This is a genomic window from Nostoc sp. JL33, assembly GCF_017114985.1.
In the GTDB taxonomy this organism is placed as follows: Bacteria; Cyanobacteriota; Cyanobacteriia; order Cyanobacteriales; family Nostocaceae; genus Nostoc.
Genome location: NZ_JABXKP010000054.1, coordinates 63,144 through 80,575 on the forward strand (window position 1 = coordinate 63,144; position 17,432 = coordinate 80,575).

Consider the following 17,432-nt stretch of genomic DNA (forward strand, 5'->3'; position numbering starts at 1 on the left):
CGCAGCTATTTAAATCCGTTCAGTATCTAAATTTCTTTTTTGCTCAATGGATATATAGCCTTGCTCATAAAGCTCTTGCAGTGTATATCCCTCCCAAATCATTTGAGCAATAGTTTCTGGGTCAAGCGGTCGAACTCTTTGTCTCTTTAATTCCTCGGCACAATAAGGTGAAGTTGCTCCCCCTTCCTGTATCTCCTCTTTTTCACAATCAGTTAACTTCTTTTTCTTCTCCGCTAAAACAGAATTTACTTTAAGTACTGTGCCAAGAACTGTTAAAACCAGCAGAGTTGCGGTGAATGTCTTCATTCTTTCACCTCTAGATAATCACCCAACTGTGCTTTAAAACTTGCCAAGTTTCCTTGTGACTCAACAGTTTTGAACCGCAACTCTTCAGCTTTTATTTGTGCTTGTAACAACTTTTGATTTAGTTCATCTTTGCTGTAAACAGAGATATTCGTATTGGCAATAGTCTTAACTTGGCTGACATCTAAGGAAACTGACTTCTGGGTAGTTACTTCTTTTTGATTTAAATAATCAATATAGTTACCTTTGGTTTTCTCGATCTCAGTAGCAGCCTGAATACCAGCGCCAAAAGCCCTTGAATGTTTAGAAACTACAGCAAATTTCTCCCGTGTCAGGTCTAGCGCGGCTCCCGTTAGTTTCAACGCTCTTGTAGAACCTTCGTAAATTTTCATCCCCTTATCAAACTGACTTTGAGTTGCCTGGGGAAGGCTTTCGGGAGGATTCAAAGGGTCATTTACTCGGTAATCTTCTGGCTTAAAAGGTGGCAGCATTGCCGGGATTAGATCCGGCGTGACGGTCATTAAGCCAGGAATACGGGTATCTATGGGAATTGTGCTAGATGTGGCAGAAGTGGGAGACATGGAGTTATTGCTAGATGACCCGTTTCTCTTGCCTCCCGCCAATTTTTGCGCTACAGTTTCGGCAGCTAATTTTGTCGTGTCGATTTTAGCCATTGTTGAAGAACTTTCTGGTATTTAGTAGGGATTGGTATTTAATTTGCAATTGTTGAAATGCTCGGTCTATTTCGGTAAACTCCGACGCCAGTTGCTCGTCTAAGTCATATTTTTTCAGGACTTGTTTTAACTCCGTCTCATCCGTCTTCGCATCCTGAATTTGGTTATTTAAGTCATCTTGCATGGTAGTATTGACGGGTATCTGATGCCTGAAAGGTCTCATTACTTTTGAGAGCTTTAATATCTCGCTTTATTCTGCAAAACCTTCAAATTTAGGTAATTCTGAGTTATTAGCCGCAGCCCATTTCAGATAATTAAAATATTGCTTAACGTCACCAAGAGCTACATCGCAATCAAAACGCAAACCTTTAAATTCTGGATGTTGGCGGATTCGCCCAAGTAATTCTTGCGCTTGAGAAACTAATTCTGGCAAGGAATGACCGCTTATCTCTGGTTGAATTCCGAGAATTATACTTGTCATAAGCTGAATAATTTTTCTAGTAACCAGTTAGTGAAGTCCAAAGGAGATAACAGGATATTGATCGCTCTCACACGATCAGCTTTTTTCCCAGTCCTGTGATGATTCCTTCAATCTCTAGAGTGAGGTCGTTTTCATCTGGGGTAATCTCCACAGGTTCTTTAGCCAAACTCGCTAAATCCCTAATCGTTCCTAAATATCCTTGCTTCTGATACTGCCAGCGCTGGTTGATGCTCTCTACTAATTCCGCATCTCGCACGGCCAAGTTATTTAGGATCAGTTGATTTTTAACTTGGGCGATCGCATCCACCAATTCAATTTCTTGCCCTGCCTGCCGAGTTAACTGGTCTATTAGCGTCAGTTGAGTATGATTGCTTGGAGATTGGGTAGGGGCTGTTAGATGTTGCTGCTGTTGGGGCACAGAAAGGGCATTCTGTGGCTGTTCTGTGGTTGGCTCCGATGTTTCCTGTGGAGAAGCTTCGGGCAATTGTGGCTGGAAGTGGGAAGCGATCGCTTCTAAATCCGCTTCCGAAACTGCCTTTACAGTGTCGAAATCATCCGGGCGAACATGGCTTAAGGCCAGTCTTAAGCTTTGTTCTGTGGTCAAGTATTTTAGACAAGCATCATGAATGCTTACTGTGTCTTGTGCTGGCGCTGTGGTTCTCTTCCGTGTTGCCATGATTTACGCTCCTTTATTTATACGGTTCACTTGCTGAAATGCTTGCTGATAGCGGTATCGGTTAAAATCTTGCTGATTTTTCAAGATGTACCCTTTGACTCGTTCAGACCGTCTTAGCTGTGCCATCAGGCGACCAACACGACTCAAAACCCATGCTTGATATGGGGACAAGGGCGACTCCCGATCAAGACTTCCATCATGTGTTTTGGGGTAGGCATTGCGGAAAGACTCTATTCGCCAAAACGCTATATTTTCCCAAGCGCAAAGGGTAGAACGAGCCACACCCAATAAATCAGCTAAATGTGTCTTGGTTGCTGGGAAGTCAATAAATAAATCTAAATTCGTGGAATCTTTGTGCCGTCTTGGTTTCATCGGTTCGTACAGCTATAAATACAAATCAATGGGTAATTAGCCAAATATCGATAGAGTAAACAGCGCTGCATAGTATCCAATCGCTGAACTCCAGTCTGTGTATAGCTCTCGAATACTCGTAGGACGCTAATTAGTCGTTTGTTGTTGATCGATTGAGCTTATGGTGTTAGCATAACCCTAACCACGTCAATAACGCAATACACCCATTTACCCTAATGACTTGATTTATCCTTAAAGGGATAATCAAAGGTATGTAAATGTGGTAAATCTGTTGTGACTGAAGAAAAGCAAGTAACTTACAAAATGTTTCTACCTGAATCGATGAGGGCTAGATTCAAGTCCATCTGCGCTCTCAAAGGTGTAAGCATGAACGAGGTTTTGCTTGAGCTAGTAAAAACTTGGATAACAGAAAACGAAGCCAACTCATCTACAACTGATAAAGGCAAAGGAGCAGCATGAGCAAAGCGCTAGGAGGAGCCTACGAAACAGAAAAACCAGAGGTATCGCCAAAGGCATTAGAAGCAGTAGAAAGTTTTACTACTGCACTAAATAACTTTAATTGGCGGGCTGACTATTTTAAATTTTGTGAAGTTCTGGGCTTTACACCAGATAACTATGCTGAAGAGAAATACCAGCAATTTCGAGAACTGGTTAGTTATCTAGACTGCTTTGATAAAGAGACGATCGCCAAAATGATTGAGGCAGGACAATGACTAACGCACAACGATTAGACAATGTTGAAAATGAACTAGAAACTGTAAAACAGCTTCTAGTATCTACAGCCAGATACGCTGAATCAGCTAACAGTAGGCTTGACCGACTTGTTGAACGCCAAGACTTGACCCAAAGACAGCTTGACGGTTTAGCTGTAACCGTTCAATTTATGGGTGAGAAAGTTGATAACTTGGCTATCAAAATTGACAACTTTGTTGATACAACTACAGATTTTATCGAGACGACAAAAGCTAGAAATGGTGTATTAGATGGTGTGGTTCTCAGACTAGACGAAAATCAAGCCCGACTGGAGGCAAGTCAAGCATCAACTAACGCTGCTGTAGATAGGTTAGAAAGAATTTTAGAACAACTAATAAAGCGAAATGAATAACAGGAAAACAAGTCTAGAGCCACAAATTATTTGACCATAACGAGAAATCATTTGTCACCAATCTAAATCCTTCTGCATCGCCTATTCAATGGATTTCTACAACTTGATATCAGAAATCCTAAAAATTAGATGTCCTGATAGTAAAGCTTACAGAGATGAAAAACTTAATTTATAATTTGTCACTGCGGTCAAATAATTCGTCGCTCTACACAAGTATAATCGGATGTAGCTCGTATGATGCTCAGGAGGCACACATCACGAAACTGAAAATGTTATTGTAGCGATTTAGTTGAATTTCTCAGAGCGTAACTGGTTTCACAAGCTTATAGATTATCCGATGTTTGGCGACGTAGGTTATCTAAAAGTTTCCGAGGAAGTCCAGCCGCTCTGCTTTGGGAGCCGAAACTGCCCAAGTACTTTCTAAATAATAAGCCAAAAATCATTGTTTAGCAAAATCAAGATTATGATTTTGGCTTAGTTTTGGGCAGTCAGCTCCCGGATTTAGTACTGAGGAGCCGATTGTGAATCAAAAAACTAAAAAATCAACCCAAAATCGAGAATATGGGGTTTTTGCAAATTACCGCAACCCTGAAAAGCCTCACACGCCTTACTGGGCAATAGCTTCAGCTAGGTTGTGGGAGTTTACTGCTGCCTCACTAAAAATAGAAAAATTAAGGCGATCGCTGGAATCTGAGTTAAAAATCATTCCCAAATTGGGAATTTTAATGGCTAGCAGCCAGGGCTGGAAATTCTTAGCCATCGTAAATTCAAAATCTAAAGGGGGTTTGTTAAACCTTCCAAAGCCTCAAAAGCCTTACTCAGAGATAGGTGTAGATAGGTTTAATGACTTTAGTATTGCAGCGCTAGAAATAGAGAAAAACCTTCATAACCCTTGTAGGAAGGGGACTTGGCTTAAGTTGTGTAAATTTAGGTGTAAACCACCAAAGTTAAAGCGATCGCTTTTGTGTGGGTTTAAAAAAATTTCCATTTTGGGAAATTTTGGTGGTTGGGAGGTGGCAGCATGAGTAGCCGCATAGCGTTATCATCCCACGAGTTACAGAATCAAGTTAATTCCAGCATTGAAAAATTCGCCGAGAAAATCCGCGAAGAATTTGTTGATGGATCGGGGATTGACATTGAAACATACAATTTAGCTATAGAAATTGTCCCAGATTTGGAGCTTGATCCACATACAGGGGAAGTAATAGGGACTCCGCTCCACGATGCTCTGAATTGGCGATATACCAGATTTGGACATCAAGCGCAAGAGAATATTTATGCTGCTTTGTTCAAGAATGAAGACGGTAGCTATTGGCAGTCGAAACTGAGCAAGCCCAGGATTGACAATAAAAAAGGTAAACAGCGGAAATACGAAACTCCTAAAGGTGTTGGTTTACGAGCGTATTGCCCGGCAGTAAGTCGTCAAATCAGGAGACAAATTGCTAAAGAATTTGGGGTAGAAGTTCCGCCGCCTTTTGAGAGTTTTTGGGATTGGTTGGAAGAACATCCAGAAATTCCGATAATTTTTACAGAAGGTGGGAAGAAGGCTTTATGCCTGTTGTCGCATGGTTATGTTGCGATCGCTCTCTACGGGGTCAATGGTGGCTATCGTAGTAAAGATGACTATGGTTTCCCCGTAAAACCATATTTAATCCCAGATGTAGTTAGATTTGCCAAAGGTGGTAGGGAAATTTCTCTAGCCTTTGACCAAGACGAGTCACTCAAGGCCAAAAGACAAGTTAAACAAGCGCTAAATAAATTCGGCTGTTTGTTATCTGCTACTGGGTGCTTAGTAAAAATTATCCATTGGAATGGGGTAAAGGGAGCTAAGGGAGTTGATGATTTAATTGTTCTACAGGGAGCAGATGCCTTTGACTGTGCCTATGAAAAGTCAATGCCTCTCAACCATTGGCAGATTTTACAACGGCTAGAAGGGCAACTTACCTATCCAGCCAACATTAAATTGACTACAGCTGATTTATCCAGCCTGGAAATAGCAAATTTACCAGATAAGGGGATAATCGGCATTCATTCAGCCAAAGGAACAGGTAAAACAAAATTTACAAGCAATGTTATTGCTCACAGCAACAAAGTTCTAGCCACGACTCATAGAATCGCTCTTACCCGTAATTTATGTGAGCGCTTTGGCATTAATTACCGAGGCGACCTTGACAAGGTTAACGGAGATTTTATCAGTGGCAGTGGCTATACATTAAGGGTGGGAGCTTGCATTGATGCTTTATTGGCAATTGACCCAGAAAAATTTAGAGGGTGTGACCTAATACTGGATGAAGTCGTGCAAGTCGTGCGGCACTTGCTCACCTCTTCAACCTGCGCTCAAGATGGCAAACGTCCTGCCTTACTAGCAAGATTTAGAGAATTAATTCGAGTCGCACGTCGAATCATCATTGCTGATGCCGATCTGAATAATGCCGTCTTAAATTATATCTGTGAGGTGCGAGGTGAAAAATCAGCCTTTCTAATTCATAATGATTACAAGCCACAGCCGTATAATGCTAAATTTTTAAAATGTTCTGACCGTTCCTTCATCGTTGGAATTTTTCTGGAAGATGTTAAACGACTAGAACAAGGGAAAATTCTGTTCCTGCAAACTGATACTAAAAGTTTTAGCAAATATATAGCTAAACTCATTCAGAAGCTATTTCCTGAGAAAAGAATTTTACTGATTAACTCAGACACCAGTGGAGGAATATCTGAAAGTGCTTTCATGAAAACTCCTGATGCTGAGATAGCAAAGGGACAGTATGACATTGTTATTTCGTCTCCTAGTGGCACTACTGGAATCAGCATCGAATGTCAGGGAATAGTGAAAAGGGTTTATGGGATTTACAACGGCACTTCATTGATAGATGCTGATATGGCTCAAGGTTTAGCCAGAGTTCGGGAGCCAGTAGAAAGAGTAATTTGGTGCGCCGAGAGAGGACGGAACTTTTGTAAGGTTTCTGATTCCATTAATCCTTTAAAAGTTAAAGCAGACCTCAAACGTGGAACAGATGCAACTGTCAGTTTAATTCGCTCTAACCTTAGAGAAGATACTTGGGGAGATCAGTTAGACAAGATTGATTACCAATCAGATCCACACATTAATTTATTTTGCCGGATTAGCGCTGACCAAAACTTCTCGATGTGGAATTTAAGGGACGCGCTTTTTGTCAGGTTACAATATGAAGGACATAAGATTCAAATTCTGGAATCAGAGTCTCTCTCTGGAGTAAAAGGCTTACTCAAGAAAATCAAGCAGGAAGTAACGGTAACTGAAGCTAACGAACTACTAGCTGCTCCTGACTTAAATTATACAGAGATAAAAATCTTAGAAGCAAAACGAGATTCAGATATTGGTTTACAACCCGAAGAACTACTAGCAATAGAGAAATACTACCTGAAAGATTTTTACAAGCTAGAAACTCTCACCCTAGAAGATATACTTTGGGATTTGTCAGGCAGGAGACGAGGTGAAATCCTCAGTCTTGAATACCAACTTTACCCAGAAATAGCAACATGCAAAACCATTGACAGTATTGCCATCCAAGCCAAATGGAGTCAGTCAGTTTGTCCTTGGGATATTTCTTTGTGTGAGTTACGCCGACGGCTGAGAGAAGTTTTAGGCTTAAATGATTTTCTTGACCATAATAAGGAGTGGACTGGCTATGACCTTAAGCCCTATGCCGACAAAATTCGTAAACACAGGGATGAAGTCAAACAATTTCTAAACCTTACACCCAGTGAAAAAATTAGCGATGTCCAACTACTCCACCAGTTACTCTCACAGTTGGGGATAAAAATTAAATTCCGTTGGTCGCGTTCAATGCCAGGACATGAAGGAGAAAAAATTCGCGTTTATAGCTTAGAGCAGGAGCATTGGCACAAGTTAATGTCTATTATTGAGCGTCGCCACACTGCCCGCAAAACAGTTTCTAAGTTTACGGAGGATTTGGCTAAGACTGGATCACCTGGCGTTTTATATATTCATAATGATGGGGGCGATCCACGAGTTACTAAGGTTTCAGGGCAACATCTTGGGGTTGATGGTGTAAATAAAGGGCTGGGTGAAAGCGAAGAAATTACAACTCAGTCATCAATAATAGATGATAGGTAATTTTATCGGTCTAAATGATTCTCCTACCCCATACTTCCAATGGAGTCCCTACTGAGGGTTATTTTTGGCGCGGTTTCGTCATAGAACTACTTTTTGAGGAATCGTCTCAGTTGTGGCTTTACAGATTTATTTACTACCACATTTCAAAGAACGGATTACCCGATCTGCCGTGGAATATTGGTTTTTCCAATAAGTTAGATACAATGTCGTTCGCGGAATCATTTGTTAATCGTATCTGTGATGATGCCAGTGGTGATTAACCTTATCATTACGACTCGAAGGCCAAAGACTTGCATCTGGGGTAAAATACGTTGAGTTATCAGCCGCGCGGAGTAGATCAAAAGCTGCTATGCCTGCATATCTCCATATAACTGTGCAGTAGTTACCCATAGCACAGGAGTAGAGAAGCCAGAGTCGACCAAGAGATATCGCCAATCTTTATCGTCATTACTCCAAGTAACGCCGATAATCACGCTTACCGATAGGCTTTTTGGGTTATAGACTTCCTTGCCTATCTCCAAGGGTGGGGCAGGCAAGGGGATATTAAATCTTTCAGAAATTGATTCACACAACGCATTAATTTTCATAGGAATTTTGAAAATTTAACCCACCACTATTAATCCTATAGCCCAAAAGCTGGCAACTAACCGCGATAATCGATAAGCGAGGTAGTTTATTCTTCTGGTGGCACTTTTGCATCTGCCTGTAATTCAGCGATAGAGCGATGGATCGCTCTAGATGCGGTTCGATATTGGGCGATGTACTGGCGAAGCTGCCCTTGGCTGTGGTCAAAGATTTAAGAATGCGATCGCCCTTTGTGGAGATGTCTGAATTATTGATGGATGGGTTGGATTGAATCGGTTGCTAGACTATTGGTGAAGCGGACGGTGGCGGCAGCAGAATTGGAGAATGCTATGAATGTAATGTTTCAGCGCACTGGTTTAAAAACAGTAGAGCAAGCGTTTGAGCAAATTGAGTTAGAGGAATAAGTTACTCAATTACTTAACTCAATTACTTATTACTAGAGATTTGGGAATTAGAATTTAGAAACGGGAGAGAACTGCGCGTTCAGACCGGATATTCTTGGGGATGGGAAAAGGTTTCGGCCTATGCTGATATTCCAGGCTTTGTAGTGCTACATTTAGCTACTGAGCACTACAAAAACATCTGGCAAGGAGCAAGCAGCACCAATTAGCGATCGCTGCAAAATTTCCTGCATTTACTCTAACTCCAGATAAAATACAGTAGAAAATGCAGTAACAATTTGCAGTAATATTTTCCCGCTTGGAGAATTAGCATTTATTTTATGGGGTGATACAGCCTATATGAAGCATTCCATTCCCAACCTATGCCCCTTGGGTCACGATTATGAGTGCAACTGATAAATTCTTTTACTACTGGCGTTTTTCTATTTCTTGCCACTAAGGTTCTGTCGAGGTGTCTTCATTAAGGTACTTAAGCAGAGTTTCGATTTGGTGAACAGAATAGACATTAATCGGCAGCATGGGAGTATCAGAACCACCAAGGAGAGCTATTACTCGATGAGTATTGTAGTCTACACTTTTAAGTTTTTGTATCAGGCGTAAGCCCAGAGCTGGAGTATTACATCGGGATTTGACAAAAGTTTCAATGTCGGAGCGGAATGTAACTTCGACACCAACCCCACCGGAAAACTTTAGAGCTTCAGAGAAAACAATTCCTGGCTCAACTATAGTTTTAGCTTTTGTCAAGGCGATGAAAAAGGTGGATTTAAAATCATCAGGCATCCTATGCAGTTGGGCTTTGGTGGTTGCCAATGCTTGATCACTGACATATCCAAGGCTAATTTCTGAAGGTATGGGGCATTTTTCTAAATTAACTCGTGAACCGTAGACATCACCCAAAAGCTGTTTTCTGCGTTTAGCTTCTCCCATACTTCATCCCCTGTTCTATCATGAGTGTCTAACTAGAATACTAGCCAATGCTGCAAATGTGTTAGTTAGTGCGTGACAAGGGGTGGAGAGTCGAGCATTGCTTTACTTATTTATTGAGCTTGGGGGCCAGAGCTTAGTTATTGGAGGATTAGTTCTGGTAAGTAAATTCTGACAAATAAAAAGGTGGTTCGTGCCACCCCCAGAGCGACAGTTTTTTTAGTTGCTTCGTTGCCGCGATTTCGCTCTCCCCCAGGCGAGTAACAATTTAGACTTTTCAAACAGCCTCTAAACTCCAGTTAGTTTGGTTTTTTCGTAAAAATTAGATACATAGACAGCCCAACACAAAAACCGCTTATACCCCAAATTGGAACTTTAGCAAGTACTGAGGATAGAGGAAATACTTGAGTCTTCATGAGTTGAATAACGGCAGGAATAAGACTCATCATTAACCACATGAAAAAGCCAAATAAAGCCCCTGTGAGAATCCACGTCTTAGCAGTTGGTTTTGATTTGGCTGAAGTTTCTAAATTCGCCTGCATTAATAGATGGCGGTTTCTAAAGAAAAATCGGTAAGGGAAATACCACAGTGGCGTTAAAATTATTAGAACAACTAACGAGAAAACATTCCAGAGGCGTGGTATGCGCTGCCCACAGTTTGGACATATGTAGCCCAACCAAACCCCAAACGCACGTTGCTTAGAGAAACGACGAGCATCATGCATCGACCTACAGTGTGGGCAGGGGATGTAACACCTTTCGTAAAGTGGTAATTGGCAAGTTTGGCAGATGAGTGTGACTTTCGGTACACACTCACCTAGTAGAACCTCACCCACTGCGACTCCAGGATTCAGAACCCAATGTAGTACCAGTGGGTGAGGTAATTTCCAGACCTTAAAATGCTGTCCCCCACACTTTGGGCATGGTGGATAGTTAGTATTCATAATCTGTTCCCAATAATGAGTACCAACAAATTTGCTATCTTATGCCTTCATCACGGCACAATTCTGCATTTTCGCAGTTTGACTACAAAACTTTACAGTTCAATCCCTCCATAAAAATCTTCATGTAGAGGATGAAAATAATTTGAACCACCCGTTTACTTATAAGAAGGTGGTTTCTTATAAGCAAGATTCTGATAAATGAAGAGCAGCGCGTCGCGATAATCATCTTTCCCCCGAATCTTGAGACCCTTGTGCTGCTAGTCTTAAAGAATATACTGCTGTTTTTCTTTATATTACGAGTAGCTAGCGAGGATCAAATTTTAAATATGGCTTTTGAGCAAATCGAAGCATTTTTAAAGAAAATGCAGTCTGAACCTGAACTTAAAAACGAGGTGCTCGCAGCATCAACCGCAGATGATGTTGCGCGAATAGCACTAAAGCTTGGTTTTGAATTTTCAGGTGATGAATTATTGAGAATGTCAGGTAAGAAAGTTGGCAGCATTACTGTTAGAAAAACTGATCTTCCTGGAGAGTACAACTAGGGGTCACGCGAGAATTTTTGAAGAAGGCAGCTATGCTGAGGGCAGAGGGCAGAAGGAACAATCGAATGGGGATTCAGACCCCAATCAATTGTTGGCGCCGTGTAGACGGCGGGGCTTTAAACCCTTGTTCCCTTTGGTCACCGGCAGAGGGCTGGAAGCAGTATTCCCTTCTGCCTTCTCCCCAGGACGAGGAATGGTTACGCCATCGCCTCTTGCCTTCAACATTGCTATTTTTTGAATAAACATTGGGAAAGAAGTATAAATACTTATTTTTTATAAGTTACCCGCACCAGTTTAGGATTTACCCGCACCAGTTCCGCACCAGTTACCGCACCAAAAACAACGCAATATCAAGGGTTCCGCACCACCCGCACCACTTTTAATGGATTTGAAAAAACTTTGGAGAAAAATTGCAGAAAATATTTTCAAAAAAAAATCTAATATAAAGTCTATCCAACCCCTAAAACTGGTGCGGGTGGTGCGGGATGCTTACACAGTAAGGCTTCTTGGTGCGGAAGTGGTGCGGAAGTGGTGCGGGTAACTTAAAAAGTGGTGCGGGAATCCCTAAGTAATAGGAATGTGACCGCTAATCGACTCGCAGCAAGTAGGCGGCGGGGCATAGAAGTTATGCCAAAAGAAAATAATAAAGCATAACTATTGTGGGGCAGAGCAGGAGACGCAGCGATACTAATCATAGATTCGCTCAAGCCAATTAATCAAAATGCTGTTAAAAACCCAATGAATATAATTTTGCGAGAAAGTTGGGCGTGATGTATTTCCCGACATTTTCCCCAACAGGTGACAGCATAGCCAATGCTCCCAGGTCTAATTATTCAGTAACATCTTTATCATCGATTTTTAGCGCCTTAAAGCTCTGTGTTAATTGTTGCCAGAGTAACTCAATTTCCTCATAGCACTCCTGTGAAGAAATTTTTCCCGAAGTTTGTAGATTACAGAGATAACAGACACGTTCAGAAAATTCTTGAAGATTAGCATTGAATAAAAGATTTTGAGGCGTGTACTTACCAAGATATTGATAGCGCTGGTAGAGGAAATTATTTTTGTCTATCTGATTGTCGTTATCCATATTCCAAAAAAATCTTCTTAGTACAAATCTAGACTTAAATGAGTCGGCACGATAAAAGCCATGTATGTTAAGTTGTGTAAAAATTGTGGGATGACAAATTTATAAGCTATTCACTGATTTTACATATTGTTACATAGCTTAATTTTTTAACGCCGATTTACTTAGTTTTTGCACGCTACTTATACATTTGCATCTACATATTGGCATAGTATTAAAAATACCGTTTTGGAATCACTTAATTTTTCAATTCGTCTAAGGTCATTTTTGTAAGTTGGACGTTGTTCTGAAGTTCGTATTTATCGGTATCTTCCCAACTGGCGACAGCATAGCCAAGCTTGCAGCCACAGGCAACGCACTGAAAACCGAGCTAAAAATCCTGTATACGGAAAAGAGAAACCGATTACTAAAATAGGTTTGGTTTTTTCAGGCTTTTATTGGCCATTTTTTGATGGTAAATACACCCGCACTTACGGGTAATTAATAAGTTATCCCTAAGACAGATGTATTTTTAAAACATCTATTTTTGGTATTTCCTGCCAATGCGTAATTCTTAAGACCAATAGTGATCGCTTGCGAAGATTAAATCGTTTAATAACTATTAAAACAGTTTAGTTATGTTTAGATCAGTATATAAAATTAGTAACTATTAAATTTAACCGAAATATTATGAAATCTTAACATTACTCAAATATAGTCTTACTAAGATAATTCCAAATACAGTTTTTTTAACCTTGAACTTTGACTTTAAATTGGCAAATAAAATACTCTTTTCTCTTTATTCGTTGAGCAAATAGTAACTATAACAGTATTGAGTTAAGTTGTCCTTACCTGTTTACAGTCAAAGGTTTAGTAGTGTTTCAATTTGGCAAGGTTATAGGCTATATAAGCAAAGTTAAAATAATGCAGACTAGGTTTAACTTTTAGCCTGCAAATGTTAGCTTTGTTTGTGTCGTTAAAGACTTTTAGTCACATAAAAATTTGCACATTTGAAATACTGCATATTTGGAATGTTCCCAAAAGGTTAACAGGTTTCAACAAGGAGAAAATTCTCATGGTTCTTTACGGCTATACCATTGGAGAGGATCGTGACGGCAACGCTAGTAATGGCAAGCAACTTGACGTTTACCGCTTTTTGATCCCTTCGGGGCCTGGAGGTTCTATTACTCCTACAAGAGTAGGTACAGTCAATCTTCCAGCTAATGCTACTACCGCCGATCTAGAAGGTTTGGGAACTAACCCCATTACCGGAAGGGTAGGTGCAGTTAACGAAGCACGGGTCACTGGTGCTACAACACCAATTGATCCAACTGTTACTGTCGTTAATAATGTAGATCAGCCTTTTGCTCCAGCCACGACCTCACCAACTCGTACAGGATCTGACCGTCGTTTTGGATTTGAGTCAGGTGCTGACTTTAATCGTAGTGCTCTATACAACATTTCAGGGAATCCGAATCCCGCAAATGGGCCAGTAGGAAGCTCTCTTTATAAAATTACTACAGCTACCCCTGGAGTTATTAGCCTTGTAGACAGCTTTGGCCCAGCTACTACTGCTGCACAAAGACAAGGAACTCAACCTACCAACTCTCAATTTGCCGATGGATTAGCTATCGACAATCTCAATCCTGGTAATACTCGCGCTCTTGCTAGCGATTTCAGGACTAATGATGGAGATGGAAACCAGCTTTACAAAGTCGATCTGCTCACTGGTCAGCTATCTGCGCCAATTGCTCTGAGAACTGCTTCAGGGCAAGCTTTGAATCTCAACGCAGATTCTGGGTTGTCATTTACTAACTTCGGTTCTCAAAGATTGATCGGTTGGGCGGAAACTGGCGCTGTGTATGAGATCACAGGCTACCAAGATGAACTTGCTGCATCAGGTCTAGGTTTAGGTAGTGCTGGTGGTGCTAATGGTGCTGGCTTTGCAACCGCCACCTTACTTGGTAACGTTAATTTACCAAATGCTGTGAGTGGAGTCGTTGATTATGAAGGCTTTACGATTGTTAATGAATAACAGTCGTTAGGATACTCTTTCTTCAACTCTTGTAAAAGTAGTTTTTGCAAGAGTTGAAGAACGGAGCTAAACGCGATTATGATAGGTTAACGGGGTTTGTAGTAAGCACTCTAGACCTTAAATAAGGGCTACCACCATTTAAAGTTCTATTTGATGGGCCATTAGAACCTAAAGTTAACGTTTCTCTCAAAATTAATTTATTGTTATCACTCGATAGACAAATATCCGTTCCTTCAATGACTGTCTTTAAAAAAATGTTCAACAACCTATAACCATGTCTTTCTCTTTCTTGGTCAAAGTTTGGGATATTATCTTTCGTATGATCTAACATTGGTGAAACTTGCTTTTTGCTTTCTCTTTCTTGGTCAAAGTTTGGGATATTATCTTTCAATATTGTGTGAATTTTAAGCAGATGAATACCACCTTCTCTAACCTAAATACCTATTAGGGATTGAAACATTATTTTAGCTTTTGATAAATCTGCTAAAGCGATTGCAATTAACCTAAATCCCTATTAGGGATTGAAACAACTACCACAGCTTGTATGAATGCAAAAGTTGAATATTGCAATTAACCTAAATCCCTATTAGGATTCTAGGGGTGTGTAGGGTGTTGACTGTAGGATGGCCGAAAACTGGTGTAGGCGATTGTGGCGGCGGTAGTAGGTGCGATCGCCGCAGTCAGGCAACGCAGTTGCTAGTCAAATATGAAATGATAATGTGAGATTTAATAACTAAAGTCTTGAAATATGAAAAGATAGTCAGATAAGGAAAGCGCTGAATCAGCAGCGCAGTTAGGAAATTGGTAGCTTTATACAATAATGCTAGTATGCTGGCACTAACTGTATAGACTGATCAAAAAGTGAGGTTAATAGCGGTTTTTCTATTGCTATTAATCTCACTTCTTGACCCTTGTATTTGCGTAGCTTGCCGCCCTTGGCATCGCTTTCCCCCCATTCGCCTCTCCCCAATTTAATACCCGATGTGGTCAAGCCAGAGTCGATGCAATAAAATACGTGGTTAGCTCTCCGGTGCGATCGCCCCCTTGTCCCCTCCCCTCATTCCCCAAATACCTTTTTTTTGTTTTGGCGGCGCGGCGGGAAGGCAATTAGATGTTCCCCAAACATTCGCGGTGAAAAATTGAGATTGCAAAATTGATGTCACTTTTGGAAGTGCGTAGCTTGCCGCCCTTGGCATCGCCCAATGCTCAATGCTCAATGCCCAATACCTAATGCCTTAAAAATATATTGGAGGTTTTGGGATTTTGGTAGTCATGGTTTGGTAGTCATAGTAGATTATCAATAATTACTTATATAGAGCGCGTGACTACGGTATCAAAGTTTAATACAAAATGAGGTTGTTTTCAGTGGTGACTACCAAAAGTTGTATAAAAGCCAGTATTGTCAAACTAGTACAGCGATGCCGACCTAACAGTGCGTCTCCAAGAGTTGGCGGTAAGCTACGCAAGTAGTAATCAGGATTCTCGCCGAATTTGGCTTCTGATAAAGAGTTGTTCTGCACTAATTAGGATGAGCAGTGGGCCTACAGATGCTCTCGCGATCGCCTCCATCGCCCAGTTTTGATTTACCAGGTTGGGGATGGTTGTAACAAGCATTACCACAATGAGAAGGATTGGTAGGATCATGACAATATTCCGATCCCAAGCAGGTTTATCGCGTAGTTTCGCTTCGCTCCGTAGTACACCTTGACGCCAAAATCGAAAGGTACTAAGGACAGCGACAAGGTATAACAGTCCAGCATTAACTAGCAGGGTTATTTTAAGGTTTGGAGTGATGTCAGGATGCCCAAGTGCGATCGCCGTTAGACAAACTCCTGCTCCTAGATACAGAAAAGTAAACAGGGTAAAGTGTCTCATTAGTTTCTCCAAGTGCAGTGTAAGGTGTCGTTTAACACGATATTTGTCGTAATGAATTTGTCACGTACCACGCTATTTGACCCCAAACCTCGGCACAACAGACACACTCTTTGTTTTTCTGCTGATGTCGTTTCACAATCATTGTTTTGTTTTCATTAGCTTTTTGTAGAGCGACAAATTATTTGACCAAAACGGCAGATTTTTTGTCAACAATCTAAATTTTTCTACATTGCTTGTTCAAGTAATTTCTATAGCTTCATATCAGAAATGCTAAAAATCAGATTCCTCTAGAGCGAAGCTCACAAGAAGAGAAGAACTTGACAAATTATTTGTCGCTGTGGTCAAATAAGTCGTCGCTCTACAGCTGGGTGTAATTCTGATCACAAGGCATCGCCCTTACGGGACATTACCCTCTTGACCATTAATCACATCGTTGGATTTATCAAAACCGACGATGTTATTGTTTAAGTCAAAAATGGGTTTCCTAACTCCATGATATGTTTGACAATATTATTCCGGTTGGTAACAAGCCAATCTTTCTCTTGTGCGATCAACATTAATGATGGATGAGGTTCAAACACTACAGGTTTTCCAACGATCTCAAGGAGCGCCGTATCAGTTATTGAATCACCTATGGCGAGGGATTCCTCCAGATTTACACTCCAATCCTTAACCATCTGTAGAAAAATAGAATACTTCTTGCCAAGAGATCCTGACAAGAGATTTACTTTTCCAGTGTACTTACCTTGGTGAGTGGCGAAAATTGAGCCTTGGTATTTTGAAATCCCAAACTCCTCAGCTAGGCAACACACGATTTCATCCGGGCTACCTGAAATTAATACAAGGGAATATCCCTGGCTGTTGAGAATGTCGATGAGTTTCGGAACGAAAGGGAATAATTTGGTTCGTTCTTGCTGCCATACTTGCCTAGCAATACGCTGCATTACAGTTTGTGATATCCCTGCAATCGCCTCTGCAAAGAGATTATAAGCGGTAGTTGCCATGATCTGGAAGTCAATTTCATTAAGGCGATATTTTTCAACTACTTTAAAAATATCCTCGATCTTTGATTTATTACTAATACCATTTGCTGTCAATGCTTGTAGTAACTGAAGCCCTAAAGCACCAGGGTAGAGAGTTCCGTCAATATCTAAGGCAGCAACTTTCATATCGTTCCTTTGCATATTATTCCCTGATAACGGCAACAGTGTACTTAAGAGCGAGTAGCGCGAAGATGCTAGTGAGAATAGGCACATCATAAGGTATGGGTCGGGGAGCTACTTGATCTGGTATGGAGACGAATTTCCCTTCTTCATCCTGCTGTAGCATCAGGTA

At 40.9% G+C, this 17,432-nt stretch carries 24 protein-coding genes; 10 read left to right on the plus strand and 14 right to left on the minus strand.

Features of this window, described 5'->3' with window-relative positions:
• Nucleotides 1-9: 9 nt before the first annotated feature.
• The 6 genes from HWQ23_RS15565 to HWQ23_RS15590 all read right to left on the minus strand — a co-directional run bounded on the left by HWQ23_RS15565 (nucleotide 10) and on the right by HWQ23_RS15590 (nucleotide 2,506).
• Nucleotides 10-306, minus strand: coding sequence for a hypothetical protein (locus HWQ23_RS15565; RefSeq protein ID WP_292829672.1), 297 nt, complete (start codon nucleotides 304-306; stop codon nucleotides 10-12).
• Nucleotides 303-977, minus strand: coding sequence for a hypothetical protein (locus tag HWQ23_RS15570; RefSeq protein ID WP_292829673.1), 675 nt, complete (start codon nucleotides 975-977; stop codon nucleotides 303-305). The genes HWQ23_RS15565 and HWQ23_RS15570 overlap by 4 nt, the downstream gene beginning before the upstream one ends.
• Nucleotides 970-1,200 (minus strand): hypothetical protein, encoded by a 231-nt coding sequence (locus HWQ23_RS15575; RefSeq protein WP_292829674.1) that lies wholly within the window; start codon nucleotides 1,198-1,200, stop codon nucleotides 970-972. The genes HWQ23_RS15570 and HWQ23_RS15575 overlap by 8 nt, the downstream gene beginning before the upstream one ends.
• Before the next feature lie 27 nt (nucleotides 1,201-1,227).
• On the minus strand, nucleotides 1,228-1,458 hold the full coding sequence (locus HWQ23_RS15580) for a hypothetical protein (RefSeq protein WP_292829676.1): 231 nt from the start codon (nucleotides 1,456-1,458) through the stop codon (nucleotides 1,228-1,230).
• 67 nt (nucleotides 1,459-1,525) lie between these two features.
• Complete coding sequence (locus HWQ23_RS15585; RefSeq protein WP_292829678.1) at nucleotides 1,526-2,134, minus strand: hypothetical protein; 609 nt, start codon at nucleotides 2,132-2,134, stop codon at nucleotides 1,526-1,528.
• A gap of 3 nt (nucleotides 2,135-2,137) precedes the next feature.
• Nucleotides 2,138-2,506, minus strand: a complete 369-nt coding sequence (locus HWQ23_RS15590; protein ID WP_292829680.1) for a hypothetical protein — start codon at nucleotides 2,504-2,506, stop codon at nucleotides 2,138-2,140.
• A gap of 273 nt (nucleotides 2,507-2,779) precedes the next feature.
• On the opposite strand from HWQ23_RS15590, the gene HWQ23_RS15595 reads away from it, so the two are divergent.
• From HWQ23_RS15595 to HWQ23_RS15615, 5 genes are all read left to right on the plus strand, one after another.
• Nucleotides 2,780-2,965: a plasmid partition protein ParG gene (locus tag HWQ23_RS15595; protein ID WP_199327279.1), complete on the plus strand. Its 186-nt coding sequence runs from the start codon at nucleotides 2,780-2,782 to the stop codon at nucleotides 2,963-2,965.
• Nucleotides 2,962-3,219, plus strand: a complete 258-nt coding sequence (locus HWQ23_RS15600; RefSeq protein ID WP_292829684.1) for a hypothetical protein — start codon at nucleotides 2,962-2,964, stop codon at nucleotides 3,217-3,219. The genes HWQ23_RS15595 and HWQ23_RS15600 overlap by 4 nt, the downstream gene beginning before the upstream one ends.
• Nucleotides 3,216-3,611, plus strand: a complete 396-nt coding sequence (locus HWQ23_RS15605) for a hypothetical protein (protein WP_292829687.1) — start codon at nucleotides 3,216-3,218, stop codon at nucleotides 3,609-3,611. The genes HWQ23_RS15600 and HWQ23_RS15605 overlap by 4 nt, the downstream gene beginning before the upstream one ends.
• Nucleotides 3,612-4,132: 521 nt before the next feature.
• Nucleotides 4,133-4,636: a hypothetical protein gene (locus tag HWQ23_RS15610; RefSeq protein ID WP_292829689.1), complete on the plus strand. Its 504-nt coding sequence runs from the start codon at nucleotides 4,133-4,135 to the stop codon at nucleotides 4,634-4,636.
• Nucleotides 4,633-7,728: a plasmid replication protein, CyRepA1 family gene (locus HWQ23_RS15615; RefSeq protein ID WP_292829691.1), complete on the plus strand. Its 3,096-nt coding sequence runs from the start codon at nucleotides 4,633-4,635 to the stop codon at nucleotides 7,726-7,728. Before HWQ23_RS15610 ends, HWQ23_RS15615 begins: the two co-directional genes overlap by 4 nt.
• Nucleotides 7,729-8,075: 347 nt before the next feature.
• On the opposite strand, the gene HWQ23_RS15620 is transcribed toward HWQ23_RS15615, so the two are convergent.
• Nucleotides 8,076-8,315, minus strand: a complete 240-nt coding sequence (locus HWQ23_RS15620) for a hypothetical protein (protein WP_292829693.1) — start codon at nucleotides 8,313-8,315, stop codon at nucleotides 8,076-8,078.
• Between the two features lie 137 nt (nucleotides 8,316-8,452).
• On the opposite strand from HWQ23_RS15620, the gene HWQ23_RS15625 reads away from it, so the two are divergent.
• Nucleotides 8,453-8,584 (plus strand): hypothetical protein, encoded by a 132-nt coding sequence (locus HWQ23_RS15625; RefSeq protein WP_292829695.1) that lies wholly within the window; start codon nucleotides 8,453-8,455, stop codon nucleotides 8,582-8,584.
• On the plus strand, nucleotides 8,571-8,717 hold the full coding sequence (locus HWQ23_RS15630; protein ID WP_292829697.1) for a hypothetical protein: 147 nt from the start codon (nucleotides 8,571-8,573) through the stop codon (nucleotides 8,715-8,717). The genes HWQ23_RS15625 and HWQ23_RS15630 overlap by 14 nt, the downstream gene beginning before the upstream one ends.
• Nucleotides 8,718-9,149: 432 nt before the next feature.
• Here the strand turns inward: HWQ23_RS15630 and HWQ23_RS15635 are convergent, their stop codons facing one another.
• A complete protein-coding gene (locus HWQ23_RS15635) occupies nucleotides 9,150-9,641 on the minus strand; it encodes a hypothetical protein (RefSeq protein WP_292829699.1) in 492 nt (163 codons plus the stop codon).
• A gap of 296 nt (nucleotides 9,642-9,937) precedes the next feature.
• Entirely contained in the window at nucleotides 9,938-10,363 is a 426-nt protein-coding gene (locus tag HWQ23_RS15640) for a hypothetical protein (protein WP_292829701.1), read from the minus strand.
• Between the two features lie 470 nt (nucleotides 10,364-10,833).
• On the opposite strand from HWQ23_RS15640, the gene HWQ23_RS15645 reads away from it, so the two are divergent.
• A complete protein-coding gene (locus HWQ23_RS15645) occupies nucleotides 10,834-11,124 on the plus strand; it encodes a Nif11-like leader peptide family natural product precursor (RefSeq protein WP_292829703.1) in 291 nt (96 codons plus the stop codon).
• Nucleotides 11,125-11,506: 382 nt separating this feature from the next.
• Nucleotides 11,507-11,665 (plus strand): hypothetical protein, encoded by a 159-nt coding sequence (locus HWQ23_RS15650; protein ID WP_292829705.1) that lies wholly within the window; start codon nucleotides 11,507-11,509, stop codon nucleotides 11,663-11,665.
• Nucleotides 11,666-11,953: 288 nt separating this feature from the next.
• Here HWQ23_RS15650 and HWQ23_RS15655 read toward each other — a convergent pair whose 3' ends face one another.
• Complete coding sequence (locus tag HWQ23_RS15655; RefSeq protein ID WP_292829707.1) at nucleotides 11,954-12,211, minus strand: DUF7219 family protein; 258 nt, start codon at nucleotides 12,209-12,211, stop codon at nucleotides 11,954-11,956.
• A 1,051-nt stretch (nucleotides 12,212-13,262) separates the two neighbouring features.
• Here HWQ23_RS15655 and HWQ23_RS15660 point away from each other — a divergent pair.
• Complete coding sequence (locus HWQ23_RS15660) at nucleotides 13,263-14,222, plus strand: water stress protein WSP1 (protein WP_292829709.1); 960 nt, start codon at nucleotides 13,263-13,265, stop codon at nucleotides 14,220-14,222.
• A gap of 76 nt (nucleotides 14,223-14,298) precedes the next feature.
• Here the strand turns inward: HWQ23_RS15660 and HWQ23_RS15665 are convergent, their stop codons facing one another.
• The 4 genes from HWQ23_RS15665 to HWQ23_RS15680 all read right to left on the minus strand — a co-directional run bounded on the left by HWQ23_RS15665 (nucleotide 14,299) and on the right by HWQ23_RS15680 (nucleotide 17,266).
• On the minus strand, nucleotides 14,299-14,613 hold the full coding sequence (locus tag HWQ23_RS15665; protein WP_292829711.1) for a hypothetical protein: 315 nt from the start codon (nucleotides 14,611-14,613) through the stop codon (nucleotides 14,299-14,301).
• 628 nt (nucleotides 14,614-15,241) lie between these two features.
• Complete coding sequence (locus HWQ23_RS15670) at nucleotides 15,242-15,418, minus strand: hypothetical protein (RefSeq protein ID WP_292829713.1); 177 nt, start codon at nucleotides 15,416-15,418, stop codon at nucleotides 15,242-15,244.
• A gap of 277 nt (nucleotides 15,419-15,695) precedes the next feature.
• Nucleotides 15,696-16,097: a hypothetical protein gene (locus HWQ23_RS15675; protein WP_292829715.1), complete on the minus strand. Its 402-nt coding sequence runs from the start codon at nucleotides 16,095-16,097 to the stop codon at nucleotides 15,696-15,698.
• 464 nt (nucleotides 16,098-16,561) lie between these two features.
• A complete protein-coding gene (locus HWQ23_RS15680; RefSeq protein ID WP_292829717.1) occupies nucleotides 16,562-17,266 on the minus strand; it encodes an HAD family hydrolase in 705 nt (234 codons plus the stop codon).
• Nucleotides 17,267-17,432 lie beyond the last annotated feature (166 nt).

Excerpts from the sequence above, each read along its gene's own strand:
- HWQ23_RS15565 (WP_292829672.1), bottom strand. The coding sequence starts at position 306 with ATGAAGACATTCACCGCAACTCTGCTGGTTTTAACAGTTCTTGGCACA.
- HWQ23_RS15570 (WP_292829673.1), bottom strand. The coding sequence starts at position 977 with ATGGCTAAAATCGACACGACAAAATTAGCTGCCGAAACTGTAGCGCAA.
- HWQ23_RS15575 (WP_292829674.1), bottom strand. The coding sequence starts at position 1,200 with ATGAGACCTTTCAGGCATCAGATACCCGTCAATACTACCATGCAAGAT.
- HWQ23_RS15580 (WP_292829676.1), bottom strand. The coding sequence starts at position 1,458 with ATGACAAGTATAATTCTCGGAATTCAACCAGAGATAAGCGGTCATTCC.
- HWQ23_RS15585 (WP_292829678.1), bottom strand. The coding sequence starts at position 2,134 with ATGGCAACACGGAAGAGAACCACAGCGCCAGCACAAGACACAGTAAGC.
- HWQ23_RS15590 (WP_292829680.1), bottom strand. The coding sequence starts at position 2,506 with ATGAAACCAAGACGGCACAAAGATTCCACGAATTTAGATTTATTTATT.
- HWQ23_RS15600 (WP_292829684.1), top strand. The coding sequence starts at position 2,962 with ATGAGCAAAGCGCTAGGAGGAGCCTACGAAACAGAAAAACCAGAGGTA.
- HWQ23_RS15605 (WP_292829687.1), top strand. The coding sequence starts at position 3,216 with ATGACTAACGCACAACGATTAGACAATGTTGAAAATGAACTAGAAACT.
- HWQ23_RS15615 (WP_292829691.1), top strand. The coding sequence starts at position 4,633 with ATGAGTAGCCGCATAGCGTTATCATCCCACGAGTTACAGAATCAAGTT.
- HWQ23_RS15620 (WP_292829693.1), bottom strand. The coding sequence starts at position 8,315 with ATGAAAATTAATGCGTTGTGTGAATCAATTTCTGAAAGATTTAATATC.
- HWQ23_RS15625 (WP_292829695.1), top strand. The coding sequence starts at position 8,453 with ATGGATCGCTCTAGATGCGGTTCGATATTGGGCGATGTACTGGCGAAG.
- HWQ23_RS15630 (WP_292829697.1), top strand. The coding sequence starts at position 8,571 with ATGGGTTGGATTGAATCGGTTGCTAGACTATTGGTGAAGCGGACGGTG.
- HWQ23_RS15635 (WP_292829699.1), bottom strand. The coding sequence starts at position 9,641 with ATGGGAGAAGCTAAACGCAGAAAACAGCTTTTGGGTGATGTCTACGGT.
- HWQ23_RS15640 (WP_292829701.1), bottom strand. The coding sequence starts at position 10,363 with ATGCATGATGCTCGTCGTTTCTCTAAGCAACGTGCGTTTGGGGTTTGG.
- HWQ23_RS15650 (WP_292829705.1), top strand. The coding sequence starts at position 11,507 with ATGGATTTGAAAAAACTTTGGAGAAAAATTGCAGAAAATATTTTCAAA.
- HWQ23_RS15655 (WP_292829707.1), bottom strand. The coding sequence starts at position 12,211 with ATGGATAACGACAATCAGATAGACAAAAATAATTTCCTCTACCAGCGC.
- HWQ23_RS15660 (WP_292829709.1), top strand. The coding sequence starts at position 13,263 with ATGGTTCTTTACGGCTATACCATTGGAGAGGATCGTGACGGCAACGCT.
- HWQ23_RS15670 (WP_292829713.1), bottom strand. The coding sequence starts at position 15,418 with ATGCCAAGGGCGGCAAGCTACGCACTTCCAAAAGTGACATCAATTTTG.
- HWQ23_RS15675 (WP_292829715.1), bottom strand. The coding sequence starts at position 16,097 with ATGAGACACTTTACCCTGTTTACTTTTCTGTATCTAGGAGCAGGAGTT.
- HWQ23_RS15680 (WP_292829717.1), bottom strand. The coding sequence starts at position 17,266 with ATGAAAGTTGCTGCCTTAGATATTGACGGAACTCTCTACCCTGGTGCT.